Origin of the sequence: Aurantiacibacter aquimixticola (assembly GCF_003605475.1) — a bacterium.
In the GTDB taxonomy this organism is placed as follows: Bacteria; Pseudomonadota; Alphaproteobacteria; order Sphingomonadales; family Sphingomonadaceae; genus Alteraurantiacibacter; species Alteraurantiacibacter aquimixticola_B.
This window is the reverse complement of record NZ_RAHX01000001.1, coordinates 1,436,025-1,462,532: the sequence shown is the minus strand read 5'-3', so window position 1 is coordinate 1,462,532 and position 26,508 is coordinate 1,436,025. Positions and strand designations below refer to the sequence as shown.

27 protein-coding genes are annotated in these 26,508 nt (G+C 63.6%); 15 read left to right on the top strand and 12 right to left on the bottom strand.

The genetic code is table 11. The features are described 5' to 3' along the window. Nucleotides 1-347 precede the first annotated feature (347 nt). A complete protein-coding gene (gene arsC, locus D6201_RS07275; RefSeq protein WP_120048192.1) occupies nt 348-692 on the top strand; it encodes an arsenate reductase (glutaredoxin) in 345 nt (114 codons plus the stop codon). Nucleotides 693-769: 77 nt separating this feature from the next. Further along, complete coding sequence (locus tag D6201_RS07270) at nt 770-1,417, top strand: class I SAM-dependent methyltransferase (RefSeq protein WP_120048191.1); 648 nt, start codon at nt 770-772, stop codon at nt 1,415-1,417. A 4-nt stretch (nt 1,418-1,421) separates the two neighbouring features. Here the strand turns inward: D6201_RS07270 and D6201_RS07265 are convergent, their stop codons facing one another. Continuing rightward, complete coding sequence (locus tag D6201_RS07265; protein WP_165853516.1) at nt 1,422-2,249, bottom strand: glycerophosphoryl diester phosphodiesterase membrane domain-containing protein; 828 nt, start codon at nt 2,247-2,249, stop codon at nt 1,422-1,424. Nucleotides 2,250-2,319: 70 nt separating this feature from the next. Here D6201_RS07265 and lipB point away from each other — a divergent pair, with 70 nt between their 5' ends. Continuing rightward, nucleotides 2,320-3,009, top strand: coding sequence for a lipoyl(octanoyl) transferase LipB (gene lipB, locus D6201_RS07260; RefSeq protein WP_120048190.1), 690 nt, complete (start codon nt 2,320-2,322; stop codon nt 3,007-3,009). Further along, nucleotides 3,006-3,251, top strand: coding sequence for a hypothetical protein (locus tag D6201_RS07255; protein ID WP_120048189.1), 246 nt, complete (start codon nt 3,006-3,008; stop codon nt 3,249-3,251). The genes lipB and D6201_RS07255 overlap by 4 nt, the downstream gene beginning before the upstream one ends. Here the strand turns inward: D6201_RS07255 and D6201_RS07250 are convergent. Continuing rightward, on the bottom strand, nt 3,248-4,132 hold the full coding sequence (locus tag D6201_RS07250; RefSeq protein WP_120048188.1) for an HpcH/HpaI aldolase/citrate lyase family protein: 885 nt from the start codon (nt 4,130-4,132) through the stop codon (nt 3,248-3,250). The genes D6201_RS07255 and D6201_RS07250 overlap by 4 nt on opposite strands. Nucleotides 4,133-4,203: 71 nt before the next feature. Here D6201_RS07250 and D6201_RS07245 point away from each other — a divergent pair, with 71 nt between their 5' ends. After that, nucleotides 4,204-5,103 (top strand): DMT family transporter, encoded by a 900-nt coding sequence (locus tag D6201_RS07245; protein WP_120048187.1) that lies wholly within the window; start codon nt 4,204-4,206, stop codon nt 5,101-5,103. On the opposite strand, the gene D6201_RS07240 is transcribed toward D6201_RS07245, so the two are convergent. Further along, nucleotides 5,085-6,419, bottom strand: a complete 1,335-nt coding sequence (locus tag D6201_RS07240) for a DUF2254 domain-containing protein (RefSeq protein WP_120048186.1) — start codon at nt 6,417-6,419, stop codon at nt 5,085-5,087. The two genes, D6201_RS07245 and D6201_RS07240, sit on opposite strands and share 19 nt — an antisense overlap. Beyond that, nucleotides 6,416-7,726 (bottom strand): DUF2254 family protein, encoded by a 1,311-nt coding sequence (locus D6201_RS07235; RefSeq protein ID WP_120048185.1) that lies wholly within the window; start codon nt 7,724-7,726, stop codon nt 6,416-6,418. Before D6201_RS07235 ends, D6201_RS07240 begins: the two co-directional genes overlap by 4 nt. Before the next feature lie 206 nt (nt 7,727-7,932). Between D6201_RS07235 and D6201_RS07230 the strand changes: the two genes are divergently transcribed. Together D6201_RS07230 and D6201_RS07225 are read left to right on the top strand one after the other, a co-directional pair. Beyond that, a complete protein-coding gene (locus D6201_RS07230) occupies nt 7,933-8,829 on the top strand; it encodes a bacteriorhodopsin (RefSeq protein WP_120049272.1) in 897 nt (298 codons plus the stop codon). Between the two features lies 1 nt (nt 8,830). Beyond that, a complete protein-coding gene (locus tag D6201_RS07225; protein WP_165853515.1) occupies nt 8,831-9,643 on the top strand; it encodes a Brp/Blh family beta-carotene 15,15'-dioxygenase in 813 nt (270 codons plus the stop codon). A 31-nt stretch (nt 9,644-9,674) separates the two neighbouring features. Here D6201_RS07225 and D6201_RS07220 read toward each other — a convergent pair whose 3' ends face one another. Together D6201_RS07220 and nadA are read right to left on the bottom strand one after the other, a co-directional pair. Then, complete coding sequence (locus tag D6201_RS07220; protein WP_120048183.1) at nt 9,675-10,097, bottom strand: hypothetical protein; 423 nt, start codon at nt 10,095-10,097, stop codon at nt 9,675-9,677. Next, a complete protein-coding gene (gene nadA, locus D6201_RS07215) occupies nt 10,097-11,083 on the bottom strand; it encodes a quinolinate synthase NadA (protein WP_120048182.1) in 987 nt (328 codons plus the stop codon). The genes D6201_RS07220 and nadA overlap by 1 nt, the downstream gene beginning before the upstream one ends. A 185-nt stretch (nt 11,084-11,268) precedes the next feature. On the opposite strand from nadA, the gene D6201_RS07210 reads away from it, so the two are divergent. Together D6201_RS07210 and D6201_RS07205 are read left to right on the top strand one after the other, a co-directional pair. Next, nucleotides 11,269-12,972: a BCCT family transporter gene (locus tag D6201_RS07210; protein WP_120048181.1), complete on the top strand. Its 1,704-nt coding sequence runs from the start codon at nt 11,269-11,271 to the stop codon at nt 12,970-12,972. 198 nt (nt 12,973-13,170) lie between these two features. Then, entirely contained in the window at nt 13,171-15,822 is a 2,652-nt protein-coding gene (locus D6201_RS07205) for a TonB-dependent receptor (protein ID WP_120048180.1), read from the top strand. Between the two features lie 57 nt (nt 15,823-15,879). Here D6201_RS07205 and D6201_RS07200 read toward each other — a convergent pair whose 3' ends face one another. From D6201_RS07200 to D6201_RS07190, 3 genes are read right to left on the bottom strand one after another with little or no spacing between them, the layout of a single operon-like run. Then, complete coding sequence (locus tag D6201_RS07200) at nt 15,880-16,221, bottom strand: tRNA-binding protein (protein ID WP_120048179.1); 342 nt, start codon at nt 16,219-16,221, stop codon at nt 15,880-15,882. Next, a complete protein-coding gene (locus D6201_RS07195) occupies nt 16,218-16,916 on the bottom strand; it encodes a DUF4230 domain-containing protein (RefSeq protein ID WP_242447467.1) in 699 nt (232 codons plus the stop codon). Before D6201_RS07195 ends, D6201_RS07200 begins: the two co-directional genes overlap by 4 nt. Then, on the bottom strand, nt 16,901-17,776 hold the full coding sequence (locus tag D6201_RS07190) for an MBL fold metallo-hydrolase (protein WP_422664717.1): 876 nt from the start codon (nt 17,774-17,776) through the stop codon (nt 16,901-16,903). Before D6201_RS07190 ends, D6201_RS07195 begins: the two co-directional genes overlap by 16 nt. 25 nt (nt 17,777-17,801) lie before the next feature. Here D6201_RS07190 and glpK point away from each other — a divergent pair, with 25 nt between their 5' ends. Beyond that, nucleotides 17,802-19,277, top strand: coding sequence for a glycerol kinase GlpK (glpK, locus tag D6201_RS07185; protein WP_120048178.1), 1,476 nt, complete (start codon nt 17,802-17,804; stop codon nt 19,275-19,277). Here glpK and D6201_RS07180 read toward each other — a convergent pair. Together D6201_RS07180 and D6201_RS07175 are read right to left on the bottom strand one after the other, a co-directional pair. After that, a complete protein-coding gene (locus D6201_RS07180; protein WP_120048177.1) occupies nt 19,274-19,720 on the bottom strand; it encodes a DUF1465 family protein in 447 nt (148 codons plus the stop codon). The genes glpK and D6201_RS07180 overlap by 4 nt on opposite strands. A 107-nt stretch (nt 19,721-19,827) precedes the next feature. Next, on the bottom strand, nt 19,828-20,025 hold the full coding sequence (locus D6201_RS07175) for a YdcH family protein (RefSeq protein WP_120048176.1): 198 nt from the start codon (nt 20,023-20,025) through the stop codon (nt 19,828-19,830). A gap of 215 nt (nt 20,026-20,240) precedes the next feature. On the opposite strand from D6201_RS07175, the gene D6201_RS07170 reads away from it, so the two are divergent. The 5 genes from D6201_RS07170 to tilS all read left to right on the top strand — a co-directional run bounded on the left by D6201_RS07170 (nt 20,241) and on the right by tilS (nt 25,694). Then, a complete protein-coding gene (locus D6201_RS07170) occupies nt 20,241-20,396 on the top strand; it encodes a YdcH family protein (RefSeq protein WP_120049269.1) in 156 nt (51 codons plus the stop codon). Between the two features lie 68 nt (nt 20,397-20,464). Next, nucleotides 20,465-22,741 carry a phosphoenolpyruvate--protein phosphotransferase gene (gene ptsP, locus D6201_RS07165; protein ID WP_120048175.1) on the top strand — a complete coding sequence of 759 codons (2,277 nt, stop codon included), beginning with the start codon at nt 20,465-20,467 and terminating at the stop codon, nt 22,739-22,741. A gap of 94 nt (nt 22,742-22,835) precedes the next feature. Then, complete coding sequence (locus tag D6201_RS07160; RefSeq protein ID WP_242447466.1) at nt 22,836-23,699, top strand: helix-turn-helix domain-containing protein; 864 nt, start codon at nt 22,836-22,838, stop codon at nt 23,697-23,699. 128 nt (nt 23,700-23,827) lie between these two features. Continuing rightward, the gene (locus D6201_RS07155) at nt 23,828-24,763 is read left to right on the top strand and encodes a tetratricopeptide repeat protein (protein WP_120048174.1); all 936 of its coding nucleotides are present in this window, start codon (nt 23,828-23,830) and stop codon (nt 24,761-24,763) included. Continuing rightward, nucleotides 24,741-25,694: a tRNA lysidine(34) synthetase TilS gene (tilS, locus tag D6201_RS07150; protein WP_165853514.1), complete on the top strand. Its 954-nt coding sequence runs from the start codon at nt 24,741-24,743 to the stop codon at nt 25,692-25,694. The genes D6201_RS07155 and tilS overlap by 23 nt, the downstream gene beginning before the upstream one ends. Before the next feature lie 3 nt (nt 25,695-25,697). On the opposite strand, the gene D6201_RS07145 is transcribed toward tilS, so the two are convergent. After that, nucleotides 25,698-26,432, bottom strand: a complete 735-nt coding sequence (locus D6201_RS07145; protein WP_242447465.1) for a L,D-transpeptidase family protein — start codon at nt 26,430-26,432, stop codon at nt 25,698-25,700. Nucleotides 26,433-26,508: the final 76 nt, after the last annotated feature.

Sequence of the window (26,508 nt, the reverse complement as noted above, 5' to 3'; positions counted from 1 at the left end):
CGGAATAGAGGATCGTGCCGGTAACGACGATCTCCTCGCCATCGCGCTCCTGCGAAGCGGTCTGCGGCCCTTCTGAGGCTTCACCTGTTTCGGGGCCGGTCGGCTCCTCGGCGTGGGCGAGGGAAGGGATGCTTACCGTGGAGAGAAGCAGGGCGAAGCGGATGGCGGTCGTACGGATGTGAAATTCCCTCGGATCTTGCGTGATTCGCTATTGCGATTGATTTGCAAGAGCACCTTTATTGAGAATGATTATCAGTGGCAACAGCCAATCGACACTTGGCGCGATTTTTTTCGCGCGCTAGGGCGCAGCGCGACTTTGCAGGCACAGGCGAACGCAGGAGACGGCGATGAAGGCGACGATCTGGCACAATCCGAAATGCGGCACGTCCCGCAACACGCTGGCGATCCTGCAGGAGCGCGACGGCGTCGATGTCGAAATTGTCGAATATCTGAAGAACCCACCCGCTCGCGAAAAGCTCGCGCAGCTTTTTGCCGATGCCGGGATGACGCCGGCCGAGGGCCTGCGCTTGCGCGGCACCGATGCGGAAGAGCGCGGCCTGTCGCAGGCCGACGACGATACCGTCCTAGATGCGATGGCGGCTGAGCCAATCCTCATCAATCGCCCGCTGGTCGAGACCGAGAAAGGTGCGCGCCTTTGCCGCCCGAAAGAGCGCGTCGAGGACATTCTCTAGCATTTGCTACCCCCTTGCATCGCAAGCGAAGCGATGTCAGCCTGATCACTTGTCGCTTATGAGGACACTTCCCCGTCATGAAAGGTAACGACTTGGCGCGCGAGCGCCGCCCCGGCCTTCGCAGCCGCATGATGCGCGCCCTAGGCCCGGCGGGCATCTTCTTTCGCGGCTTCCTGGAAGAACCGCGCATGGTCGGCTCCGTCATTCCGTCGAGCCGGGTGACCATCGACGCGATGTTGGCGCCGGTCGACTGGGACGATTGCAAGCTTTTCGTGGAATACGGGCCTGGTGTCGGCACATTCTGCCAGCCCGTGCTGGATCGGCTGGCGCGCGATGGGGAGCTGCTCGTGATCGACACCAACCCGCTCTTCATCGATTATCTGAAGCGCACGATCCGGGACAGCCGCTTTCATGCCGTTCTGGGCTCGGCCGAGGACGTCGAGGATATCGTTCGGATGATCGGCCATGAAAAAGCCGATTACGTGCTTTCAGGACTTCCCTTCTCGACCCTGCCGGAAGGCGTCGGCAATTCCATCGTCGAAGCGACGCATCGCGTGATCCGCGAGGGCGGCGCATTCCTGACATATCAGTTCAAGGGCGTGGCGCGGGACTTGACGGCACGCCATTTCCCGCGCGTCGACACCGGATTTACCTGGCTGAATATCCCGCCTTGCGTGCTGGCCTGGGGCTGGAAGGACGACGCCGAGGCCGCCGACCGGGCCTAGCCGCCTATTCGAAAGCGTCGCGCACCGCTTCACTTGTGCCGCCGGAAAGCTGCCGGTGAACGGCTGCCAGCACGGCCAGAAATACCACGACAAGCGCCGAATTCATGACGGCACCGCCGATTGCACTGACGAACAGACCGACCTGTTCTCCCGCCACGGTGGCGATCGAGAACACCATGTTCGCAAGCAAGGTCAGCACCGCGAAACACAGCGCGAGCAGGGCGATAAAGGCGAACAGGCGCAGCGAATTGCCTTTCGTCAGCTTCCAGCTGCGCCGCAGAGCGGCAAGGGGGTTCATTTCCCGCTCGATAGCGATGACGGGAGAGACGAGCGCGAACTTCACCCAGATGTAAATGGCGAGCACGACGCCGACCACGCCGAGCAGCACAGCGACCGCCGTGTTGATCGCCGCGCCAAGAACGATCGGCAGCAAGAAGGCGGCAACGAGCAAGAAGGTCGCGAGGAGCTGGGCGGCGATGTAGGGGATGAGGGCTTTCAAACCGAATCCGAGTGCCTCTCCGACGGTCGGTCGCCGTTGGTCCGTCAGAAGCGCGAGCAGGCCGATCATGCCGACGGCTTGAAACAGCGCGACGAGTGCGAACACCCACCAATATTGCGCGTAGAAGCCGGCGAGTAGATCCAGCAGCGCCTCCGGCTCGATCTCGCCCGATCCAGCCGCGGCTTGGATGTCGCCCATCGGAATGGCGATGGTCGAAATTGCGCTGGGCAGGAAGAAGAAAACCCCGGCAACCACGGCGATCACATCCTTGTTCGCAGACATCAGCGCGACGGCCTCGTTCCACGCCCGGCCCAAATCCAGTTTGATTGCCATAAGTCCCCTCGAAATACGTTGGCACCCCTGATAGGCCGCCTGTGCCCAGCCACGCAATGCCGCCGAAGATATGACCCACGCAATTCTCCCAGCCGAAACATCGCATGATGCCATCGAGTGGCGTCGCAGCAGCGGCCTTGTCGATTATCGCGCAGCAATGGCGGAACAGGAGGCGCGCAATCAGGCCATTGCCGCGGGCGCTGCAGATGAGCTGATCTGGATGCTCGAACATCCGCCGGTCTATACCGCCGGGACGAGCGCCGATGCGAGCGACCTGGTCGACCCGCGCTTCGACGTGGTGGAGACGGGGCGGGGCGGTCGCTACACCTATCACGGCCCGGGTCAGCGCGTGACCTATGTCCTGCTCGATCTGTCGCGCCGTGCAAAAGATATCCGCCAATTCGTGCATGCGCTTGAAAGCTGGGTCATCGAGGCTCTCGCCGATTTCAAGGTCGAGGCGTTCGCCGTGCCGGACCGGATCGGTATCTGGACGCGCGATCGCGCCGGTAATGAAGCCAAGATCGGAGCGATTGGCGTCAGGGTGCGCCGCTGGGTGACGATGCACGGCTTTGCAGTGAACCTGTCGCCCGATCTGTCCCATTTCAGTGGCATCGTGCCATGCGGCATCGCCGAATACGGCGTCACCAGCATGGAACAGCTGGGAATAGCGCTTGCGCCGGAGGAGTGGGATGCGGCATTGCTCGCCCGCGCGGATGCATTTCTTGCCGCGCTCGAATTGTCGGAGAAGCCCCGCGCATGAACGCCCGCCTGCCTGCCATCCTTTTTCTGCCGCTCGCCATCCTGGCGGCCTGTGGCGAAGACGCCGGGCCGACTACGGATGAGGACGGACGCGAGTCGTCTGGCGAAGTGCTGGAAGGCACGATCAGCGATGCCATGCTGCCGCTCGATCAGGTTCGCTCGCAAGCACCGCTCGCCGAAAGTGAGGCCGGCGATACCGATGACGGGGCTGAGGCCGACGGTGAGGAAGAGGAGGACAGCTAGCGCGCCTGCGCCAGCAATTTCTTTGCCTGCACGAGATGCGGCTGGTCGACCATCCGGCCGTCCAGTTGCAGTGCGCCGACGCCTGGATTGGCGCTGAAGAGTTCCACGATCGCCCGCGCTTCCGCCAGCTGCTCCTCGCTGGGGCTGAAAGCGTCATTGATGATCGGCACCTGCGCCGGATGAATGGCGAGCATGCCCGAAAAGCCGTCTGCGAACGCGCCGGTCGCGGCGGCGCGCAGGCCGTCCTCGTCGCGGAAATCGGCATGTAGCGTGTCGATGGCGGCGACTTCGGCAGCGTGCGCGGCGAGCAGCGTCTGCGCGCGTACCATGCGCATCAGATCCGTCCATCGTCCGCGCTCGTCATGCTTGCGCGTGGCGCCGATGGCGGCGGACAGATCCTCTGCGCCCCAGGTGAGGCCGGTCAAACGCGGCAATTCGTTTCCGGGTAGGCCGTAGGCGGCGATTGCGTTGGCGGCCTGCGCGGTCTCGCTCACCAGTGGCAGCAGCTTGGTCGAGCCGGGCGCGATGCCATTGCGCGGTTCGAGCTCGTACAGAACGCCGACCAACCGCTTCAAATGTTCCGGGCCCGCGGCTTTCGGCACGACCAGGCCGGCCGCCTTGCCGATCAGCGCCGCCTCGACATCGTAATGCCAATAGCCGGTGTCGAGCGGATTGATCCGCACCCAGTAATCGGGCGCATCCTTGGTTGGCTCCTCACGCGCGCAAAGCCATTGCCTGGTGAGAGCGCGCGCCTCCTCCTTGCGCCCCGGCGCGACCGCATCCTCCAGATCGAGGATAACGATATCGGCACCGCAATCCGGCGCCTTGGCCATTTTGCGTTCGCTGTCGCCCGGCACGAAAAGCCACGATCGGATCGGCACGCCTCGTTCTCCCCTCCTATCCAATAGCGGACATCTATAGCCATCGGGCCGCCGCGCGCTAGACCGGGCGGATGGAAGCGCCAGTCGACTCGCTGAAAAGCCGCGCCGTACCGATGCTCGCGCTGCTCGGTGGCAATGTCGCGCTGGCGCTGGGCCCGTGGCTGGTGCGCCTTGCCGATACCGGGCCAGTCAGCGCGGGGTTCTGGCGCGTGGCGCTGGCGCTGCCGTTTCTCGCCGCGATAGCATTCGCGAGCGGCCAGCGGCTTACTGGCGTCGATCGGCGGCTGGTCTGGCTGGTCCTGCTCGGCGGCGTTTTCTTCGGGCTGGATATTGCGAGCTGGCATCTCGGCATCGGTGAAACGCGGCTCGCCAATGCGGTTCTGTTCGGCAATTCGGGCAGCGTGATTCTGATGATCTGGGCGTTCATTGCCCTCAGGCGTTCGCCCAAGGGCCGCGAATGGTACGCTATCCTGGCAGCGCTGAGCGGTGCGGCGATCCTGCTCGGACGCTCGTTCGAAATTTCACAGAGCAATGCGGTCGGGGACATGTTCTGCCTCCTCGCGGGACTGCTGTATGCCGGATATCTCCTGACAATGCAGGATGCACGGCGAACGCTGGGCGGCTGGTCCGCGCTGACGCTGGCGGGCATTGCGAGCGCGCCGGTGCTGCTCGCTATCGCGTTGCTGCTGGGAGAGCCGGTCTGGCCAACCGACTGGCGGCCGGTCGTGCTTCTCGCTTTTTCGAGCCAGTTGGTCGGGCAAGGCCTGCTCGTCTACGCGCTGCGCCACTTCCCGCCGCTCATCATCGGCATCGCGCTGCTGACGCAGCCTGCTGTCGCCGCCATCGTGGGTTGGTTGCAGTTCGGCGAGGTGCTTGTGCCGCTCGACTTTCTCGGCATCACCCTGGTCGGCAGCGCGCTTGTCCTCGCGCGAATTGCGCAGTCCCAAGCGGTTCAGGCCGCGCGCACGTGAGATGCGCTCAGGCGCTCCTTGAAGAGTTTGTAGCGCTCCTCGACCTTTTCGAGGTCCGGTCCTTTCAGAGCCGTCCGCGCCTGCTTCATCAGCAATTCGGCCTCGTTCTCGAGCGATTTGCAGCGCTTCGAGTGCTGGATCGGAATGGCGGCATTTTCCAGCGATTCGAACATGATCTGTGACGCCGTCGAACTGGTCGCGACGCCGCTGCGAATGGAGCCGAAGCCGCGTTCCACATAATGGTCGAAATCGTCGGCGCGAGGAATGACGGGGCATTCCTCCTCGCTATCGTCGCCCGGGCAGATATCCCGGCGCAGATCGCGGCGGCCGATCTCGGCTGTAGAGGCACCCAACCAATGCAGGGCCGTGATGGCAGTGAAGGGGTCGTTGATGCCGGGGGAAAGCGCGCGCAACCCGATTTCGACCAGTTCGTCCATCAGGAATTGCGGATCCTGCTCTGGCGTGCGCGTTGCGCCCAATGTAAAACACTCGCGAATTTCTTCCTCGATCTCTTTCGGCTCCACGCCGTCGATCCGCATGAGCGGCAGATCGCGGTGAACAAAATCGCCGGTGCGCACGATGAGCGAAAACGTGGCATCATGCTTGCGTGCCAGCTCGACCATGTCCTCGTAATCGATCATCTGGATGTAGCCGGTGCCCCAGGCTGTCAGCTCTGCGCCGTCGATCCCCTCGCGCGCGTCGCCGAGTTCGTCTTCGACCGGGTACATCTCCCTGATCGCGTCGAGCAGACGCCGTCCGATTCCTTCGAGCACCATATTGATGCGGATCGAGGAAGGGATGTGATTGAGGAAGAACACCAGCACCGCGACGCAGATCGCGAGAAGCGCATAGGCCACGAGCAGCGACAATTGCGGTGCGAAGCCGGGCAGCGCGGTTGCCACCCCGACGGCAGACGTCTCATCCTCCGTACGCACGGCGCGCAGCACGATCAGGGCATAGACGAAGCTGCCGATGAAGGTCGCAAGGCTGAGCTGGTTGCCGCGGTCTTCCATGAAATTGGTAAGCAGGCGGGGACCGTAATTGCCACTGGCATAGGCGACGGCCGCAATGGTGATCGAGAAAACGGTGGCCGCCGTGCCGATCATGCTCCCCGCCATGACGGTCAGCAGGTTGGATGCGCCGGTCGGGCGTGACGGCATCAGCCAGGACACGTCATTGAGTAAGGACGCGGCGCCGCTGCGATCGAGGTAGATCATCGCAAACGCGAGAAACGCCGCGAAGATCGAGAACACGGCCGGATAGAACCAGTAATTGGCATTCAGCCGTGCCCAGAAAAAGCGGATTTCTGCTGTCATGCCGCCATGCCCTTGCGAAAGTTCTCATCCTCGAAGCCATGATTGAAGGCCTCTTCGATATCGTTGCGGTCTCCCTCGAAACCGGTGACCGAGATAGCATGATCGCGCAGCTCCTTGGCAAGCTGGCAGAGAAAATCGGACAGCTCGCCCGAAAGATCATGCTTTTGCGCATAAATCCGGACGCGCGAATAATTCTGGATCATGCGGATGGTGACGGAGGGGTAGGTGCAGGCTGCTTGCCGGAAGGCGTGCATTGGATCTTCGAACAGCGATCGAAAATCCTGCCCCGGCAATTCGAAGCGCGGATGCTGTTTCGCGCAGCCGACCTTGCCCGCATCCACCCAATTCTTCGTCTGGCCGAGCATGGCGTCGACCAGCTTGTCCGCGCAGGTGATCGCCGTGTAGAAATCGTTGATAGCAGGTGAGAGAGCGCGCGCGCCGATTTCGACCAGCAGCCGAATGCGGAACACGGCGCCCTGATTGTCGCTGCGAATGGCGCCCACCGGAATACCGGCCTGCAGGTCGGGAATATTGTCCGGCTCCTTTTCGAACTGGATCAGGATTTCGCCTTCGAGCACATGCTGACCCGGCGCGACGCAAATGCGGATTGTGCCCTCGTGATCTTCGAGCTTGCGGACGAGGCGGTCGACTTCCAGGCCTTCGACATAACCGGTCCTGTCGGCGCGCAGTTCCGCTGCCCAGGGCCCCTTGTGGGGATCGCGGACTTCCAGTTCCGCCGGGCGAACCTTCGCATCGCGCCCGACGGCGTGGATCGACGTGTCGACGAACATCGTCCGGCCAAGATCGTGCAGTGAGATCGCCAGCAGGCCGAGCGCGATCAGCTGCATTAAGAGCACCAGCCCGATCAGGATGAGCGGCACACGCGTGAGATCCTCGCTCGGATCGATGGCAAGCATTGCGATAAGCGCGACCACGAAGCTGAAACACAATGTGCACAGCGAAATCTTGACGATGCGCTTGTCCAGCCAGCGGTCGATCAGGCGTACGCCCAGCGTCCCCGCCGCCATCGTCAACACGATCAGCGTGATCGAGAAGTACAACGTCAGGAAAGCGGCATTGATGCTGGCTACGATGGCGGCGAAATCGCGCGCCGTCTCCGCGCTGGAAACGGTCTGCAGCCCGTGTTCTATCATCCAGGCGGTGCCGCCATTGCGATCGAGATAGAGGATTGCGAAGGCCAGCAGGGGGGCGAGCGCGACCGTGGTCGCCGGTGCGGACCAGTAATTCGCGATCAGCTTGTGCCAGATCCAGCTATTCGCACGGTCGAGAGGGCGCAGCAGGTTCATCCCGTGCACCGGATTGATAGCCGCAAGTCACGCAATTTCATGCGTTATCGGCGCCAGCAGAGAAACAGAAATATGGTCATGTCGGGAACCTTAACCCGCGAGGCGGACTTTAGTTGCCAGCTTTCCTGCCGGTTTCGACCGTCGGCGGAGGGCGGCGCGAGGGCAGGGCCCGCGCTGTCGATACGGTCGGGTTCGAGGCGTCAAATATGACACTACCCCAGGCTCCAGAAATCGCCCCCGCCATCGCCGAAATCGGTAGGCTGACGGGCAGTATCGAAAATCTCGTGCCGCTCACGTCCGGTCAGTATACTACCGGTTCGCTGATCCTGATGGTCAGCTATGGCGCGCATTTCGCCTTCATTCTCTATTTCATCATGATGAGCTTCCAGCTTGCGCCGCGCTACCGCATCGTGCCGATCATGTCGGCGCTGGTCATGGCGAGTGCGGGTCTCAGCCTGATGCGCGAATTCCAGATCTGGGATGCGACATACGCCTTCAACGGCTCGTTCTATCTGCCGATGGCGGAGGGCCAGACCTTTACCAACGCGTTCCGCTACGGCAACTGGACCATTACGGTCCCCATCCTGCTGACGCAGCTCGCCATTGCCTTCGCCCTGCCCCGACCGGACCTGCACAAACGCTCTATCCGCATGATCATTCCGGGCGTGCTGATGATCTGGACCGGCCTCTACGGCCAATTCGGTGAGACCGGCGATTTCTCTCGCCTGAACCTTTGGGGCGTGATCTCCACCGTGTTCTTCGTGTGGCTGATCGTCGAAGTGCGCGGCGTGATCTCTTACGCGATCAAGACCAGCCCGAGCGAGCTCTCGGCATGGCCGAAGAACATCTGGTGGTACTTCCTGGCCACCTGGGGCCTGTATCCCATCGCCTATGCGCTCCCGCAACTTGGCTACACCGGAGACATTGTGGTGGTTCGTCAGCTGCTGTTCTCCATCGCCGATATCTCGACCAAGCTGGTCTATGGTATCATCCTGTCGCGATACGTCCTGCGTCGCAGTGCGCTGGAAGGCTACGCGCCTGCGGCAGAGGCGCTCGAGATCAGCCCGCTGGGCGCCAAGGTCGCCTCGCAGCGCGGCGACTGATATGGCGGCTGCCCCGGCAGCCAATGAAGGGCGGTCCGCACACGGCGTGCGGGCCGCCCTTCCGTTTGTGGTGCTGGCGGTTGCCGGAGTTGCGCAACTCTCCGGCACGAGCATCGCAGTCGTGCTCGGTCTCATATTCTTCCTGATCGGAACGGCACACGGTGCGGGGGACGAGCAGGACGGCACGATCCGCCCTTTCGGCATATGGCAGGCGGCGGCCTATATCGTCGCCGGACTGGCCGTTGCCGCCGTCTTCGTGATGCTGCCGCTGGCCGGCCTCACGCTCTTTCTCGGCCTGTCGCTCTGGCATTTCGCCCGCTCCCTGCATGGCGACTGGCTGCGCGGTTGGGCCTATGCCGCACTCGTGATCGGCGGCAGCATGGCGCTGCGCTTCGAGGAGACCGCCGCCGTGTTCGCTGCGATCCTCGGCTTCGCTCCACCAGACATCTGGCTCTACGGTGTCGCCACCATCGGACTCGCCGGACTGGCGCTCGCCGCCGCGCAGCTACTCCGCCAGCCGCGAGACCCGGCGCTGATCGTGTCGGCGCTGGCCGTCGCATTCTTGCACCCGGTCCTTGCCGTCGGCACTGCCTTTCTCGTCGGCCACGCACTTCCGCTTCAGGCCGAACAGGCCGAGCGGCACGGCTGTGACGCGGTTCTCCGCGCGCAGTGGATCACCAGCGCATTGGCGCTTGCTGGGACGGTCGCACTTGCGCTCGCCTGGAATGCCGGATTTGTCCCGCTCACCGTGGTGGCGGCCTTGGCTTTCGGGATGACCGTCCCGCACATGCTGGCGGAGCGGCTGGAGCGTTAGCCGGATTACGTATTTGTAAGCCTGTTGGCGCTCAATTCATCGAGGCGGCGACCTGTTCGCGAACAACGTCTGCAATAGCGGCCAGCGAGATCGTGAAAACACCGCCATTCGCATCTCTCCACATCGCGAGCCCTTCGCGGTGGTCGGGGAAAGGCACGTCGCTATCCGAAAGTTCGATGACGCTGTGATCAAGCGTCCTACGGGAAACCGGCATGTGCATGATGCCCGGTAAAACGGTGCCATCAGCCAAGCGAATGCCGATCATGGAAATATGAAAAACCTCTATCGGCTCCTTTCCTTCTAGGGCCTCAATTTCCTGGATTTTAATCAGCGATCCATTGTCTCCGGGCGCAGTCTCGTAAGTCCAGACTTGCCCAGGCTCGTAGTGCACTTCCTGCGCAGCAACGGGGGCCGCAAGGACGCATAAGGGTGTCGCAAGGAGGAATCGCAGCATCAAACCCGCCCCAGATCGCCCTTGCCGATCGTGCCTGCCGCCATTTCCAGCATCTTGTCGAGGCTCGCCCTGGCTTTCAACCGCAGCTCTTCCTCGATCTCGATGCGCGGTTCCAGATCGCGCAGACAGAGATAGAGCTTCTCCAGATTGTTGAGCGCCATGTAGGGGCAGATATTGCAATTGCAGTTGCCGTCCGCCCCCGGCGCGCCGAGGAAGGTTTTTTCCGGCAGCGCCTTTTCCATCTGGTGGATGATGTGCGGTTCCGTCGCCACGATCAGCGTATCGCCTTCGAAGGTCTTGGCGAATTGCAGGATGGAGCTGGTCGAGCCGACATGATCGGCATGGTCGATGATATGGGGCGGGCATTCGGGATGCGCGGCGATGGGCGCTTCGGGATGCTGTGCCTTCAGCTTGAGGAGTTCTGTCTCGCTGAACGCCTCGTGCACGATGCACACGCCCGGCCACAGCAGCATCTCGCGATCGAATTTGCGGTTGAGATAACCGCCAAGGTGCCGGTCCGGCCCGAAGATGATCGGCTGGTCCTCAGGAATCTGGGAGAGGATCGTCTCTGCGCTTGAGCTGGTGACGATCACGTCGCTGAGCGCCTTCACTTCGGTCGAGCAGTTAATATAGGTTAGCGCGATGTGATCGGGGTGCTTTTCGCGAAAGGCGGCGAATTTTTCCGGCGGGCAGCTATCTTCCAGCGAGCAACCGGCGTCCATGTCCGGCAACACGACGATTTTCTCCGGCGAGAGGATCTTGGCCGTGTCGGCCATGAACTTGACCCCGCAAAAGGCGATGACGTCGGCATCGGTTTCCGCCGCCTTTTTCGAAAGCTCCAGCGAGTCACCGACGAAATCGGCGAGATCCTGCAGCTCGGGCTTCTGATAGTAATGCGCAAGGATCACGGCGTTGCGCTCCTTTCGCAGGCGGTCGATCTCTTCGCGCAGGTCTAGCCCTGAAAGGCTGGTCGGCTGGTCGGTCATATTCGGCCCCGTCGGATGTGTTTCTCGAATGCTTATAGACACAAGCCACGCGCTGGCGAGGGGTTTCCGGCGGTTTGCATTGCGGCGCATAGCCGGTATGCTCGCCACGTTCCCCACATTGTCCGGATCGACGCACGTTATGTGCGCGGCGCGGGCGCGTCCGATATCGATGACAGGAGAAGCGCGTGACACAGCAGGTTCCGGCCACCGAACCGGGCAATGCGCCTGTCGAGCCGCCGCTGGTCGACCTGCCCATCGCCACGCATGATCGCGGCTTTTACGACGGCTTCAGTCGCCAGGTGACGATCCCCTCGAAGGTCATCATCTCGCTGATCATCATGTGGGCGATCTTCTTCCCGGTGCAGGCGAACGACACGCTGACAGCCGCCAATTCGACGATCATTTCAACGTTCAGCGGCTGGTATGTCTATCTCGTCGCGGCGGTGATGATGGTCGCCATCGTGCTGGCCATCATCCCGCAATCGGGCAGCTTGCGCATCGGAATGGCGGACGAGCGCCCTGAATTCGGCCGGTTCAGCTGGTTTGCCATGCTGTTCGGCGCGGGCATCGGCATAGGCATGTTGACCTATTCCACGGGCGAGCCGCTCGCACATTTCGCCAACAATCCGGACATCATTCGCGGACAGGTCCAGCCAATGACCCAGGAGGCCGTGCGGCCTGCCTACATCTACACTTTCCTTCACTGGGGCTTGGCAGCGTGGGGAACATATGGACTGGTCGGCCTTGCCATCGGTTACGTTGCCTATCGCCGGAACCTGCCGCTCACCATCCGCTCCGCCCTCGCGCCGATCTTCGGCCGGGCGATGTCGGGCGGGGCGGGGCATGTGGTCGATATCGTCGCGGTCGTCGCGACCGTCCTCGGCGTTGCTGTGACGATGGGCTTCGGCGTGCAGCAATTCGTCGCCGGGCTGCACAGGCTCGGGCTGGGCGAGTGGCTTCTCGATGGCGAAGGCGTTGCCACTCCGGCGGCGATCATCTTGGCGCTGGCGCTGCTCGTCGGCGCATCGACACTCAGTGCGCTTTCCGGCGTAGGGCGCGGGATCAAGTGGCTGAGCAATCTCAACATGGCGCTGTCCTTCGCTTTGCTGGTGCTGTTTGTCGTCGTGGGATCGGGGCTGCTCGGCTTCGAGCTTCTGGCGGTGGGCATCTTCGATTACCTGCGCACCCTGCCGCAGACTGCGCTGACCCTGTTCTCCACCGATGGCAGCGACGCGGGCGATGCGCTGGTGCAGTGGCAGCTCGACTGGTCCGTCTTCTACTGGGCGTGGTGGATCGCGTTCGCGCCCTTCGTGGGCATGTTCATCGCCCGTATCTCGCGCGGACGGACGGTGCGCGAATATGTGCTGGGTGTCATGCTGGTGCCGTCGTTGATGTGCTTTACCTGGATGGCGCTGGTCGGCGGCACGGCGATCGACCTCGAACTGTCCGGCGCGGCGCAAGGCAGCATCGTGGGTGCGAATATATCGGACCAGCTGTTCGCGACGCTCGCCGTCATGCTCGATCCGGGCGTTGCGGCGGTGGTGTCCGGCCTCGTCGTGGTGCTGCTGATGACCTATCTCATCACCAGCGCGGATAGCGCGATCCTGATCGTCAACACCATCAACGGTGCGGGCGAGAATGAAGGGCAGCGGCGGATGCACATCCTTTTCTGGGGCGCGGCGCTGGCTTTCGTGGTTGGCTCCATGCTGATCATCGGCGGCATCGATGCCATCCGCATTACCATGATCATCGGCGCGCTGCCCTTTTCCGTGGTGCTTGCGCTGATGGCGGTGTCGATCTGCAAGGCCATTGTCTACGACCTGAGACGCAAGCGCCACGGTGTCCCGACGACGGCCAAGGGTTGCGAGGACTGGCCGCCCGCCAGCTGATACCGCCCATCGCCCATGTGACAAAACTGTCACAAATTTGAGGGGATTCCCGATGTTTGGTCCGCGGGCCGTGGCCAGTGCGCCAGGCTCCCGTTACGCAATTGCCATCGGCGCGAGCCAGCCTTCGCGCAATTCCCATGTCAAGGTCGCCCCACTCGCTCGGCGCGATCGCGAATCCACAATCCCAAGGGATCTATCATGTTGAAACTGACAACCGGCACTTCTGCCGGTGCGCTTGCCGTTGCGCTCGCCGCGACGCCCGCTTTCGCGCAGGATGCGCAGGACGACGCCGCGCAGGTACGCCAGGGCGGCGTCGAAACCATCGTCGTCACCGCGCAGAAGCGGCAAGAAGATTTGCAGGACGTGCCTATCAGCGTGCAGGCGCTCGGCGAAGAAGGACTCGAGGAACTCGCGATCGACACGTTCGAGGATTATCTCGACCAGCTGCCGAGCGTCACCGCGGGCGGCAGCGGCCCCGGCCAGTCGACGATCTATATTCGCGGCCTTGCTTCGACCACGCCGAACCTGGTCACGGCCGGCGTCGCCGGTCTTGCGCCGAACGTTGCGCTCTATCTCGACGAGCAGCCGCTGGCACAGCCGGGCCGCAATCTCGACGTCTACGCCGCCGACCTCGCGCGCATCGAGGTTCTTTCCGGCCCGCAGGGCACGCTGTTCGGTGCGAGCTCGCAGGCGGGCGTCGTGCGCCTCATCACCAACAAGCCGGACCTCACCGGGTTCGACATGGGCGTGAACGCCGGCCTGTCCTTCACCCGGGGCGGCGATGCCAGCTATAAGGGCGAAGTGATGGTCAATGTGCCCGTCACCAACACCTTTGGCCTGCGCGGCGTCGTGTATTACGATCAGCAGGGCGGCTATATCGACAATGTGCTCGGCACGCGGGATGTCAGCCAGAGCGCGCGCTTTCGCGAAGCAGGCACGGTGCGCTCAAACGGCGTGCCGGTGAGCGAACTTCGCGAAGGTTTCCAGGCTGGTGCCGATCTTGACGATGTCGAATTTCTCGAAACCGAGAACAGCGCGCTTGTCGATGAGAATTTCAACGACACGAGCTATGCCGGTTTCCGCGCCACCGCTCTGTGGGAAATCACGCCCGACTGGACGGTGACGGTCGCGCATACGCGCCAGGCCGTCGATGCCGACGGCGTCTTCTTTGCCGATCCCGAGCTGGACGGCCTGGACGATCCGGAAATCCAGCGCTTCGAGGAAGACACGCTGGAAGACGATTTCTCCAATACGAGCTGGACGGTCGAAGGCCGCTTGGCGATGCTCGATGTCGTCTACACCGGTGCCTACACCGATCGCGATACCGATCAGCGGGTCGATTACACCGACTATCTCTTCGTCGGCCAGTATCTCCCATACTACATCTGCGATGGCGGCGTGACCTATCCGGGCGACAACGATCCCGAGGGCACCTGCCAGCCGCCCAATCTTTTCGTGACGTCGGATTCCAACACGACCGTGTTCACGCAGGAACTGCGTTTCAGCACACCCTCCGACTGGCGCTTCCGCGCAACGGCGGGCGGCTTCTATTCCGACCTGGAATTGCAGGAGCGCAACGACTTCGCCTATCCCGGCAATATCGAGGCGGATCCCTTCGGCGAATTCAAGCCGAACTTCCCGTTCGAAGGTTTCACCACGCAGCCCGGCCCGTTTCCGGCGGCGACCATCTTCCGCAACGATATCCGCCGCACGGACGAGCAGTTCGGCATATTCGGTGAAGCCAGCTTCGATATCGTCGAGGACCTGCTGACCGTCACGCTGGGCGCGCGTTACTACGACATCGAGGTCGATTTCGAAGGCAGCGCAAATTCCAGCTTCTGCAACAGCTTCAGCGATGAAGACCAGAATGCGTTCGGCACCAACATCAACGATCTGTATGACGGGGATGGGCAGTTCACCTTCATCGGTTCGTGCAACCCGGACCTTCGCCAGACTTTCGATCTGGATGACAGTCTGGACGATATCCAGGATGCTGGCCTTTCCGAAGCGCAGGCGCAGCAGGTGTTCAACTCCATCCGCGCGCCCGACGTTGCCGAAGCAAGCGGCGTTATCGTGAAGGGCACGGTGACGGTCACGCCGACGCCGGACACGCTGCTTTACGCGACCTATTCGGAAGGCTTCCGTCCGGGCCTGCTGAACCGTCCCGGCGGGGCGACCAATGGCGCGGGCTTCACCGTTCCATTCGAGCTCGACACGGACGAGGTGCAGAATTACGAACTGGGCTGGAAGCTGGACCTGATCGATGGCCAGTTCCGCATCAACGGCAGCGCCTTCTATGTCGATATCAGCCGGTTGCAGACCACGATTTTCGACCCCAGCATCACCAATCTGTTCTTCTCGGACAATGCGGCGGATGCGGAAATCTACGGGCTGGAGGCCGATTTCACCATCGCGCCTTATGCGCTGCCGGGCCTGACCGTGGCGGGTGCGTTCTCCGTGCTCGATAGCGAGATCACCGAGGTGCTGACGCCGACGCAGGACGTTATCGTCGGCGAGCCGCTGGCCTTCGCGCCAAGCTTCCAGGGCAATATCCGCGCTCGTTATGAGTGGGATCTGACCAGCGACGTGGAAGCGTTCGTCATGCCGCAATTCACCTATTCGGCATCGAAGTTCACCGACATTATCGAGATCAACAAGTTCGAGCTCGACAGTTATTCGGTGGTCGACCTGTCGACCGGCGTGGTGATGGATCAATGGCGCGTCGAACTGTTCGGTGAGAACCTGTTCGACGAGCGTGCCGAGATTTCCGGCAATTACGTCAACGACGTGGAGCGGATCGTGATCAACCGTCCGCTGACGGTCGGGATCAGGGTCGGCTTCGACTACTGATCGTCTGGCGTTGGAAAATGAAGGGCGGGGGCGAACAATGGCTTGCTCCCGCCTTTTCTATGACAGCCGCGCCCCATCGGGCAGGTCGTCATGCGGATGGACGAGGCGGATCGCGCCATCGCTATCCGCGAAGCCGAGCACCAGAACTTCGGACATGAACGGCCCGATCTGACGCGGTGGGAAGTTCACGACGGCCATAACCCGCTGTCCGATGAGCGTATCGGGCGCATAGTGCTCGGCGATCTGCGCGCTGCTTTTCTTCACGCCCAGGTCTTCGCCGAAATCGACCCACAGCTTGATGGCGGACTTGCGCGCTTCCGGGAAAGGCTGCGCATCGACGACCGTGCCGCAGCGCATGTCGACTTTCATGAACTCGTCGAAGGTGATTTGCTCGCTCACCCCTGATCGGCGAAGCGGACGCGCACCTGCACATCGCCGTACCCTGCAACCTGTAGCGGGATTGCGAGGTTCTGGCGGATGGCGGCGCGCGCGGCATCACGGGCCATCTTGGTAACCTCGGGATTGGCCGCGAATTCGCGGGCGCGCTCTTCGGCGATGCGCGAATTGCTGCGGCTGAGCGACACCGAGGCATCGCGGCTGACATAGACGCCATCGGTGAAATAGCGCGCCTCCGCCTCGTTGATGTTCGGCGTCGATACGGTGAGGGGCGGCAGTGTGACGTCGAGCGTTTCGCTCGCCTCGTCCCAAGTGAAGTTGCCACGCTCCATGTCCGACAGGTCGAGCCTGTACTCGACCGTGGCAGGCACGATCATCGCCTGGCGCGTTTGCAGCGCCTCGAATTCCAGCGGGCCGACGCTCGGCGTGGACGTGCTCTGCGCGACGACTTCGAACCGGGAGGAAAAGACGGTGAGCGCATTCTGCTCCTCGAAGGCGAGCATCGCGCTGCCGACGATGTCGCCGTCATCCTGCGGTCCCCAGCGCTCCCATGCGAGCCAGGCCAGCGCCACGGCCATCAGCGTGATGACCACCCACAGCGCGGGGCTGGCTGGCCGCGACACCAATTCGCCATGCGCACGCGGCGCGCCCAGCACTTCGACGCGGGACCGCTCGTTTTCTTCTAGCTTGTCGTCCATACATCTCCCAAACGGGCGACCGTGCCGCGCCGTTCCATATCGAGCAGGTGTGCGTACACACTCATGGATGCGGCGGGCCAGAGCCGCTCGTCCACGCCCTTATACATGACCGGCACGAGCGCCTCGATCGCGCGCGCTTCCTCGCGCAGCAGCTTCTCTATCTGCCGTTCGCGCGCGCGGCGATGGCCGATCATGCCGCGCACCAGCTGGCGAGGCTTTTCGACCGGCCCGCCGTGGGCAGGATAGTAAACACGGTCCTGACGCTCTTGCAGGGCGGAGAGGCTGGACAGGTAGTCGCCCATATCGCCATCGGGCGGGACGACGACGCTGGTGGACCAGCCCATCACGTGATCGCCTGTGAACAGCGCGCCGCTTTCCTCCAGTGCGAAGCACAGATGGTTCGACGTGTGGCCGGGCGTGTGCACGGCCCGCAGCGTCCAGCCCCGGCCGGCCATCGCTTCGCCATCCTCCAGCACGCGGTCGGGCGCGTAGCTGCGGTCGAACGCGGCATCGAGGCGGGGCTGGTCGGTCTCGATCACCAGCGGAGCGCAGCCGACCACCGGCGCTCCCGTCGCTTCCGCCAATGGCGCGGCAGCGGGCGAGTGATCGCGATGGGTGTGGGTGCACATGATCGCGGTCACCTCGCGCCCCGCGATGGCCCGGATAAGGGCGGCAAGGTGCCGATCGTCCGCCGGTCCGGCATCGATCACCGCCAGGTCCGTCGTTCCCACCAGATAGGTCTGTGTGCCGGTGTAGGTGAAGGGCGAGGCATTGGGCGCAAGCACGCGCGCCACCAGCGGCTCGAGCTGTTCGACATCGCCGGTGGGCCAGGGTTGCGGGGGAAGCGCCATGGTGTGCATATGGCTGGCCCAGAGAGGATTGCCAATGATCGACCAGTCCATCCTCGTGCTCGACGAGGGCACGACCAGCACCCGCGCCATGCTCTTCGCGGCCGATGGCACGCCGCGCGGCACGGCGCAGGAGGAATTGACGCAGCATTATCCCAAAAGCGGGTGGGTCGAGCACGATCCGGTGGAGATCTGGGAAAAGACGCTGCGCTGCGCCCGCGCAGTGGTGGAGCAGGCGGGCGGGGCGGACCGGATCGCCGCCATCGGGATCACCAATCAGCGCGAGACGGTGGTGGCGTGGGACAGGCAGACGGGCAAGCCGCTCGCCCGCGCCATCGTGTGGCAGGACAGGCGCACCGCCGATTTCTGCCGCGCGCTTAAGGATGCAGGGCGCGAAGAGATGGTGCAGGAGAAAACCGGCCTGCTGCTCGATCCGTATTTCTCGGGCACGAAGATGCGCTGGCTGCTCGACAATAACGACGCGGTCTCGAGCGCGGCGGAGGCGGATCGTCTTGCTTTCGGCACAGTCGAAAGCTGGCTCGCCTGGCAACTTACAGCGGGCGAGCGGCATATCACAGATGCAAGCAATGCGAGCCGCACGCAGCTGCTGGCGCTCGATGGAGACAGCTGGGACGATGAACTGTGCGCGCTGATGGGTGTCCCGGTGCACGCACTGCCCCGCATCGTCGACAGCGCCGGTGCGCTGGGCGAAACACATTCGGACCTGTTCGGCGCTCCCATTCCGATCTGCGGCATGGCAGGCGACCAGCAGGCTGCGACGATCGGGCAGGGGTGCCTGGCAGAGGGCGACACCAAAGCCACCTACGGCACCGGCGCATTCGTCCTCACCAATACCGGCAAGCGGCTGCCGCACTCCGAGCACCGCATGCTCGGCACCGTGCTCCACCAGCTGGAGGGCAAGCGGCACTACGCCATCGAGGGCGCGGTGTTCGTTGCCGGAAGCCTGATCCAGTATCTGCGCGACACGCTCGGCCTGATCGACAGCGCGGAGCAGACCGAGGAGCTGGCCCGCTCTATCGAGGACAGCGGCGGTGTGGTGATCGTGCCCGCACTGTCGGGGCTGGGCGCACCGCACTGGCTGCCCGATGCGCGCGGCATCATTTCGGGCCTCGGCTTCGATACGGGCCGCGCGCATATCGCCAGGGCCGCGCTGGAAGCGATGGCGCACCAGACTTTCGATCTCGCCAGTGCCTTTGCCGCCGATGGCTGCGCGTGGACGGGACTGAAGATCGATGGCGGCATGGCGGCGAATGACTGGATGGCGCAGGACATTGCCGATCTGCTCGGGGTCAGCGTCACCCGGCCCGATTTCGTCGAGACCACTGCACTTGGCGCAGCCATGCTGGCGGCGGTGGGCTGTGGGCTCCACGTCTCGCTGGAGCATGCCGCCGGGACGATGATCGGTTCGCGGCAGACTTTCGACCCGCAGATGGACGATGGGGTGCGGGCCGCAAGGCTTTCGCGCTGGGAAGCGGCGCTGGGGAAAGTCTAGCCGAAGGCGCGGCCAAGCTTCTCGTGCAGCCGGTGCACCGCGGCAGGCTCGCCGGGCAGCTCGGCCTGCCACGCTTCGTCGAGCCGGGCGATCCGTTCGTGCAAGGCGCTCGCGTTTTCGGAAACGGCGCGCACCCGCGCATCCAGCAGCGCCGCGTCCTTCGCTTGCCCGCCATGCTGCGTGGGTGGCAAGCGGCCGTGCCGGCGCAATTGCAGCGCGCTCATGTCGCCAGCGAAGAAGGCGCGGTGATTCAGCAGCCACGCCATTGCATGCATGAGCTGCGTCGTCGTGCGCAGGGCCTCGCGCGACAATGCGCTTCGCAATGCGGTTGCGTCCACCGTGGGCGCTTCATCGAACACGCAGCGCGCCTCTTCGACGAGGCACAGCGCCTCCTCGTAAAGCACATCGACGATAGCAGGGGTAAGGGCGGACGGAATTGTCATATCGCGAACATTGCTAGGATGCCGGGAGCGACAAGGCCAGTGCGCCTCGCCGCAGATTGTGCCCGGAATATCCCCTGTCCCGCACTGTTACACCTTGGCCGCCACGCTCAGGCGATGATGTCAGGCGTGAGGAAGTCTTCGAGCACGAAGATCTGGTCTCGCAGCCCCAGCTTGCGCTTCTTCAGCCGCGCAACCTGCAATTGCTCCGGCCCGCCATTGGCTTCCAGCGCACGGATGGCGATGTCGAGATCGCGGTGCTCCGTCTTGAGCGTCGCCAGCCGCTTTCTCGCTTCCTCCTCCGTCATTCGCTATGCCTCCTGCCGCGCCCCGAACGGCTCCGAAAAAGAGCGCTTCGTCGCCATCGCGATTGGAGAATTAGAAATATTATGGTTTGATGGCAATTGCGGCGCTCGTCGCATCGGCGAGTCGTCCGCAGCAAGCGGCCTTGCAGCACGACAGCGCCGGGTCGCTCCCCCAAGCGGGCTTTATCTTGCCCGTGCGCACAACAGGAGACGATCCCATGGATTCCACGCACGTCACCGCCCTCCAGCAGAAGCACCAGGGTCTTGAGACCATGCTGAAGGACGAGATGAACCGACCGTCTCCCGACGCTGCGAGGATCCAGGCTCTCAAGAAGCAGAAGCTGCGCATCAAGGAAGAAATCGCGCATCATTGAGGCGTGAAATCGCTCGCGCGCGGCGCGAGTGATTTTCAAAACCATTCGCGTGCTATAGGCGGCATACCATGTCCGCCGCTTCCGACGCTGCCCGTTCCATCCTGACCACCTTGCACGAGGTGATGGCCGCGCGCACCCATACGCAGGCCAAGCTGAACCAGGTCGTCGAGATGATCGGTGAGGCGCTCGATAGCGAGGTCTGCTCAATCTACCTGCTGCGCGACGGCATGTTGGAGCTGTTCGCGACGCGCGGGCTGAACCAGGCAGCCGTCCACGTCACCCGGCTGGGCATCGGCGAAGGCCTGACCGGCACCATCGCGCAGAACATCGAGACGCTGAATCTGGACGAGGCCGCGGCCCATCCCGAATTCCAGTACCGTCCCGAAACCGGTGAGGAAAAATTCCACTCCTTCGCCGGTGTGCCGATCGTGCGCCGGGAACGCGCCATCGGCGTCGTGTGCGTCCAGCATATCGACCCACGCAAATACGAAGAGGTGGAGATCGAGGCGCTGCAGACGGTCGCCATGGTCTTGGCCGAGCTGATCCACAATGCAGGGCTTGTCGACGATGAGGACGCCGCCGGCGGGCCGAGCGAGGCGATCACCGGCCAGACGGTGTGCGAAGGGCTGAAGCTGGTGAAGGGGCTGGCGCTGGGCGAGGCCGTTTTCCACCAGCCGCGCGTCCATATCGAACAGACGGTGGCGGAGGACACCGAAGCGGAGCGCCAGCGCGTCTACCTCGCTTTCGATCGCATGCGAGAGCAGATCGACCACATGGCCAACCAGGCCGAATTCGGCACAGGCGGAGAGCATGAGCAGGTTCTCGAGACCTACAAGATGTTCGCTTATGACGAAGGCTGGTCGCGGCGCATCAACGAAGCGATCGACAGCGGGCTGACGGCCGAAGCCGCGATCGAGCGCGTGCAGCAGCGCACCCGCATGCGCATGCGCGAAATCTCCGATCCGCTGCTTCAGGACCGGATGCACGACCTGGAAGATCTGGCGAACCGGCTGATCCGCATCGTGTCCGGCCAGCTCGGCACGGCGGCGCAGAAGGGGCTGACGAAAGACACCATCCTCGTCGCCAAGAATCTCGGCCCCGCCGAACTGCTCGAATATGACAAGCGCCGCCTCAAAGGCGTGGTGCTGGAGGAAGGCTCGCTCACCGCGCATGTGGTGATCGTGGCTCGCGCAATGGGCGTTCCCGTCGTGGGCCGCTTGCGCAATCTGCGCGGGCTGGTGCGCGAGGGCGATACCGTCCTGATCGATGGCGATGCCGGGAAGGTCACGCTCCGCCCCGGCAATGGCGTGCTTTCCGCTTTCGAGGCGCGCTTCGCCCGCAGCCGCGAAAAGCAGGCCGCCTATGCCAAGCTGCGCGAGGTCGAGCCCTTCACTCGCGATGGCGAGCGGATCGAGGTGATGATCAATGCCGGTCTGCGCGACGATGTCGGCATGGTGGCGATGACGGGCGCGGACGGCATCGGCCTCTACCGCACCGAATTTCAGTTCTTGGTCTCCGCCGCGCTCCCGCAGCGCGAGCGGCAGGCGCGGCTTTACCGCGAAGTCGTGGATGCGGCGAAGGGCAAGAAGGTGATCTTCCGCACCGTCGATATCGGCGGTGACAAGTCGCTGCCCTATCTCGCCAACGAGATTGGGAAGGAAGACGAAAATCCGGCGATGGGCTGGCGCGCTTTGCGGCTCGCTCTCGAACGCGAAGGGCTGATGAAGGTGCAGGCCCGCGCGCTGCTGGAAGGCACGGCGGGGCGCGAGCTCAACGTGATGTTCCCGATGGTGTCCGAACCGTGGGAATTCGATGCGGCGAAGGATGTCTTCGAAAAGCAGATCGCCTGGCTGAAGAAGCGCAAGCACCAGCTGCCCAGCGCCATTCGCTACGGCGTGATGCTGGAAGTGCCTTCGCTTGCCGAAACGCTGGACACGCTGCTGCCGCGCCTCAGCTTCGTGTCGATCGGCACCAACGACCTGACGCAGTTCCTTTTCGCCGCAGACCGCGCCAACCCCATGCTGGCGGAGCGGTACGACTGGCTGAGCCCTTCGATCCTGCGCTTCCTCGCCCGGGTCGTGCAGACCTGTGTAGGGGAACCGGTCGACCTTGGCGTGTGCGGCGAAATGGGCGGGCGTCGGCTGGAAGCGCTGGCGCTGATCGGGCTCGGCATTCGCCGTCTCTCGATCACGCCTGCCGCCGTCGGCCAGATCAAGGAACTGGTGCGCAAGGTCGACACGCGGGAAATCGGCGAAGCCATGCGCGGCTGGCTCGCCAATCCGCCGCCGGATATGCGAACGGCGCTTTCCGAATGGTGCGAAGCGCACGATATCGAGATTGACTAGGAACCTCGTCATGCCGCGATACTTTGGTTAGCGGGCTTGACAGGCCGCGCTTCGCGGCCTTTTCCTCGCCCACCAATGCACGGCTGGAGCGGCAATGTCCGACACTGAGATTCCCGAAGACGACATGACTGCTTCTGCACCGCAGGGTGTCGGCGGCCAATTGCGTGCCGCGCGTGAAGGCAAGGGACTGACGCTCGACCAGGTCGCTTCCGAAACGCGCATTTCCAAGCGACATATCGAACGTATCGAGGCCGGCGAATTCCATGAATTGCCGGGCCGGACCTATGCCGTCGGCTTCTCGCGCACGCTGGCGCGCGCCGTCGGACTGGATGAAGGCGATGTCGTCGAGTTGGTCCGCGCCGAAATGGATGTCGAAGGGCCAAGCTCTCGCTACGCCTCGCGCCGGGAAACGACATTCGAACCGGGCGACCCGTCCCGCGCACCGGGCGGCAAGCTGGTATGGTTCTCGATCTTCGCATCCGCGATCTTGCTGATCGGTATTTTCTTCGCCGCGCGCGCGCTCTTCATGCCCGCCGCGGAGCTGCCTTCGCTTACCGAGCAGGAAGCCCAGGAGCGGGAGGCCGAGCTTGCCGCCCAGCGCGCTGCCGAGCAGGAGACCACGCAGCCCATCGACGAAACCGGCGAAGTGGTCTTCACGGCAGAAGGCGAGGCGTGGGTGCGCTTCTCCGACGCGCAGGGCCGCGTGCTGACCGAACGAACGATGAGCGAGGGCGACACCTACACCATTCCCGCCGACGCCGAGGGGGCCACGATCATCACCGGCAGGCCGGATCTGCTGGCCATCACGATCGGCGGGCGCGACGTGCCGAAGATCTCGGAAGAATTGGAAACGGTGACCGACGTGCCGGTATCCGCCGAGGCCCTGCTGGCGCGCGGTCGCTCCGCGCCATCCGTCAATGCGACGCCCGCTCCGCAGACGGACGGCGCGGCGACTTGAGAGTCTGCCGCGATTTGCCGGGGAATACTGGCATTTTGCGACTTACCCGGCATCGTTAATCCCCTATCTTACCGCCCCGTGGCATCGCGCGGCGAACCAGTCGGGCGAGCGAAGGAGGAATTGACGCGATGAAACGGCTTCGAGCAGTGCGGACCCTGACCCCGAAGATCGTCACGGGCGCGATCGGTGCGGCGCTGGTAATCACCGCCACACCGGCGGCGGCGCAGTCCGATGCGCGGATAGAGCGCCTCGAAAGGCAGATCGGCGCCCTCCAGCGCGCGGTTTTCCCCGGCGGCGACGAGCGGTTTTTCGAGCCCGAAATACAACCCGAGGCCCGGCCCCGCCCGCAACAGACCACGCCGCAGGTCACCACCAGCGCGCTGACCGATGTGCTGGCGCGCCTCGACGCCATCGAGACCCAGCTTGCGCGCCTCACCGCAGCGACCGAAGTGAACGAGAACGCGCTCTCAGCTCTCGAGGAGCGGATCGACGTGCTCGAAGCCGGGCGCTCGGCGGGTATCGAGGCTTCCTCCGCCGCCAGCACCCGACCGGCGCCGACCGGCGAAATCCCGGTACCCGACGATAGCGCGGAGCTTCCCGCGCCGCCCGAGCAGAATGCGCCATCGCCAGAGCGGGTCGCCGCCGTGCAGGCGATCGTGAAGCCTGTCACGGGCGATCGGGGCGAGGACGAATACACTTACGGTTTCCGGCTATGGGATGCTGGTTTCTACCCCGAAGCGCAGCAGCAGCTCGCGCTATTTGTCGATCAGTATCCCGATCACCGCATGATTTCCTACGGGCGAAACCTGCTCGGCCGGGCGTTTCTGGATGCCGGCAATCCGCGCGCCGCGGCGACGCATTTTTTCGACAATTACCAGTCCAATGGCAGCGGCGCACGTGCGCCTGACAGCCTGCTCTATCTTGCAGAAAGCATGATCGCGCTGGGCGACACCAGCCGCGCCTGCATCGCGCTCGCCGAATTCGGGGACACCTATCCCGCGCTTGCCGTGGGCAGATTGCAGAGCATGTATGCGGGGCTCAATGGCCGGGTCGACTGCGATTGATCCTGATTTGGTCGAGCGCTTTGAAACGGCGCTTGACCGACTGAATCCCGATGGCGGCAAGATCGGCCTCGCCGTCAGCGGCGGACCGGACTCCATGGCGATGCTCCTGCTGGCGCAGGAAGCGATCCCCGGCCGCTTCGAAGTCGCCACTGTCGATCATGGCCTGCGGCCTGACGCCAAGGACGAATGCGCGCTGGTCGTCGCCGCCAGCAAAAAGCGCGGCGTGCCGTGCGAGGTGCTTGCCGTGGAGGTGGGCGAGGGTAACATGCAGGCCAAGGCGCGGGAGGCGCGGTATCGAGCGCTTGGTCAGTGGGTGGAGCGCCGGCACCTTCGGGCGATTGCAACCGCGCATCATGCCAACGATCAAATGGAAACGTTGCTCATGCGGCTTAATCGCGGCTGCGGAACGTCCGGTCTTTCGGGAATTCGCGAGATCCATTCGGCAGGTCCATCGCACAGGGTTATCCGACCGTTGCTGCATTTCACACGCGAAGAACTTGCCGCCATCGTCGAAGATGGCGGCATCGCATTTGCGCGAGACCCTTCGAACGAAGATGTCGCTTTCGAGCGTGCCCGTTTGCGGAAGGTCATGGCGGATATCGACTGGTTCGATCCCAAAGGCTTTGCGCAGAGTGCCGCCTTGATTGAAACGACCGACGCGGTTGCGGATCTGGCTGTCGGTCAGTTTCTCGCGAACGACGAGGCCGAAATCGGCGGTGATGTGCGAAACAAGATTCCGGACAATAGATCGCTCCGCTTTCCGGTGCTGGAATCACAATTTCGCGCGATGGGAAAGCGGGTTCGAGGACGCGATCTGGCGCGTCTGCTTGCACGCCTCGAACGGGGCGAAAATGCAAATCTCGCGGGCGTGCTGGTAACGATCGAGGATGGCGACTGGGTGTTCCGCCCCGAGCCGCCGCGCAGCAATTAGCGGTTAGCTGTTCGTGTCCAGCGATCCGCCCACGCCCGTCATCACGCCATCGGTGATGATCACCACGTCGCCCAGTTCCGCGATCTCGTAGAGTCGCGAGACGAATTCGTCGGGCACGCCGATGCAGCCGTGGCTGGCATAGCCGAGCTCTACGGTCGAGCCGCCGTGAATGGCGATGCCGTCCCAGGTCAGGCGCAGCGTCCAAGGCATGGGCGCGTTGTTGTATTTCTCCGAAACGTTGTGCCGCTCCTTCGTCAGGATCGGAAACACGCCTGTAGGCGTCGGGTGGGTTTCGGTGCCGAGCAGCGCCGCGGCGGCGCCGATTTCGTAGCCGCCGCGAAACACGCTGATGACGCGGGCCTGCAGATCCACCGTCATCACCAGCGGCCCGTCTGGCACGCCTTCATCGTCCCAATGCCATTCGCCGTAACGGATCGGCCCGTCGATCGGCAGCACGCGCTTGATGACGAAGGGATCGTCCGGATCGTAATCGGGCACGGCCTGCACCACCTCGCGCGAGATCAGGGCGCGCTCTTCGGCAGAGACGGGGTCGTTGCCGTAATAATCGGCGTCGGCGGAGGCGAGGACGGCTGGTTCCTCTGACAGCACATCCTCGGCGACAATTTGCGGTGTCGGCGCGTCCTGCGCACCCAGCGGATTGCCCACCAGCACGGCGCTCGCCAGCAGGGCGATCCCACCCATTGCCAGTCCGACACACCATTTCGCAGCCGTACTCATTCGGCCCGTATACGTCGCGATGCGCGGCTTTGCGAGGCGCAAGGCCGCGCGCGTCCCGTTGCGAGACGACGCACCA

What these genes read in the sequence shown, in the direction of transcription:
- arsC (WP_120048192.1), top strand. Translation starts at nt 348, where the DNA reads ATGAAGGCGACGATCTGGCACAATCCGAAATGCGGCACGTCCCGCAAC.
- ptsP (WP_120048175.1), top strand. Translation starts at nt 20,465, where the DNA reads ATGTCCGCCGCTTCCGACGCTGCCCGTTCCATCCTGACCACCTTGCAC.
- lipB (WP_120048190.1), top strand. Translation starts at nt 2,320, where the DNA reads ATGACCCACGCAATTCTCCCAGCCGAAACATCGCATGATGCCATCGAG.
- D6201_RS07270 (WP_120048191.1), top strand. Translation starts at nt 770, where the DNA reads ATGAAAGGTAACGACTTGGCGCGCGAGCGCCGCCCCGGCCTTCGCAGC.
- D6201_RS07255 (WP_120048189.1), top strand. Translation starts at nt 3,006, where the DNA reads ATGAACGCCCGCCTGCCTGCCATCCTTTTTCTGCCGCTCGCCATCCTG.
- D6201_RS07235 (WP_120048185.1), bottom strand. Translation starts at nt 7,726, where the DNA reads ATGAACCTGCTGCGCCCTCTCGACCGTGCGAATAGCTGGATCTGGCAC.
- glpK (WP_120048178.1), top strand. Translation starts at nt 17,802, where the DNA reads ATGATCGACCAGTCCATCCTCGTGCTCGACGAGGGCACGACCAGCACC.
- D6201_RS07230 (WP_120049272.1), top strand. Translation starts at nt 7,933, where the DNA reads ATGACACTACCCCAGGCTCCAGAAATCGCCCCCGCCATCGCCGAAATC.
- D6201_RS07175 (WP_120048176.1), bottom strand. Translation starts at nt 20,025, where the DNA reads ATGACGGAGGAGGAAGCGAGAAAGCGGCTGGCGACGCTCAAGACGGAG.
- D6201_RS07190 (WP_422664717.1), bottom strand. Translation starts at nt 17,776, where the DNA reads ATGCACACCATGGCGCTTCCCCCGCAACCCTGGCCCACCGGCGATGTC.
- D6201_RS07145 (WP_242447465.1), bottom strand. Translation starts at nt 26,432, where the DNA reads ATGAGTACGGCTGCGAAATGGTGTGTCGGACTGGCAATGGGTGGGATC.
- D6201_RS07170 (WP_120049269.1), top strand. Translation starts at nt 20,241, where the DNA reads ATGGATTCCACGCACGTCACCGCCCTCCAGCAGAAGCACCAGGGTCTT.
- D6201_RS07240 (WP_120048186.1), bottom strand. Translation starts at nt 6,419, where the DNA reads ATGACAGCAGAAATCCGCTTTTTCTGGGCACGGCTGAATGCCAATTAC.
- D6201_RS07155 (WP_120048174.1), top strand. Translation starts at nt 23,828, where the DNA reads ATGAAACGGCTTCGAGCAGTGCGGACCCTGACCCCGAAGATCGTCACG.
- D6201_RS07180 (WP_120048177.1), bottom strand. Translation starts at nt 19,720, where the DNA reads ATGACAATTCCGTCCGCCCTTACCCCTGCTATCGTCGATGTGCTTTAC.
- D6201_RS07265 (WP_165853516.1), bottom strand. Translation starts at nt 2,249, where the DNA reads ATGGCAATCAAACTGGATTTGGGCCGGGCGTGGAACGAGGCCGTCGCG.
- D6201_RS07205 (WP_120048180.1), top strand. Translation starts at nt 13,171, where the DNA reads ATGTTGAAACTGACAACCGGCACTTCTGCCGGTGCGCTTGCCGTTGCG.
- D6201_RS07245 (WP_120048187.1), top strand. Translation starts at nt 4,204, where the DNA reads ATGGAAGCGCCAGTCGACTCGCTGAAAAGCCGCGCCGTACCGATGCTC.
- D6201_RS07225 (WP_165853515.1), top strand. Translation starts at nt 8,831, where the DNA reads ATGGCGGCTGCCCCGGCAGCCAATGAAGGGCGGTCCGCACACGGCGTG.
- D6201_RS07220 (WP_120048183.1), bottom strand. Translation starts at nt 10,097, where the DNA reads ATGCTGCGATTCCTCCTTGCGACACCCTTATGCGTCCTTGCGGCCCCC.
- D6201_RS07160 (WP_242447466.1), top strand. Translation starts at nt 22,836, where the DNA reads ATGTCCGACACTGAGATTCCCGAAGACGACATGACTGCTTCTGCACCG.
- D6201_RS07195 (WP_242447467.1), bottom strand. Translation starts at nt 16,916, where the DNA reads ATGGACGACAAGCTAGAAGAAAACGAGCGGTCCCGCGTCGAAGTGCTG.
- nadA (WP_120048182.1), bottom strand. Translation starts at nt 11,083, where the DNA reads ATGACCGACCAGCCGACCAGCCTTTCAGGGCTAGACCTGCGCGAAGAG.
- tilS (WP_165853514.1), top strand. Translation starts at nt 24,741, where the DNA reads ATGGCCGGGTCGACTGCGATTGATCCTGATTTGGTCGAGCGCTTTGAA.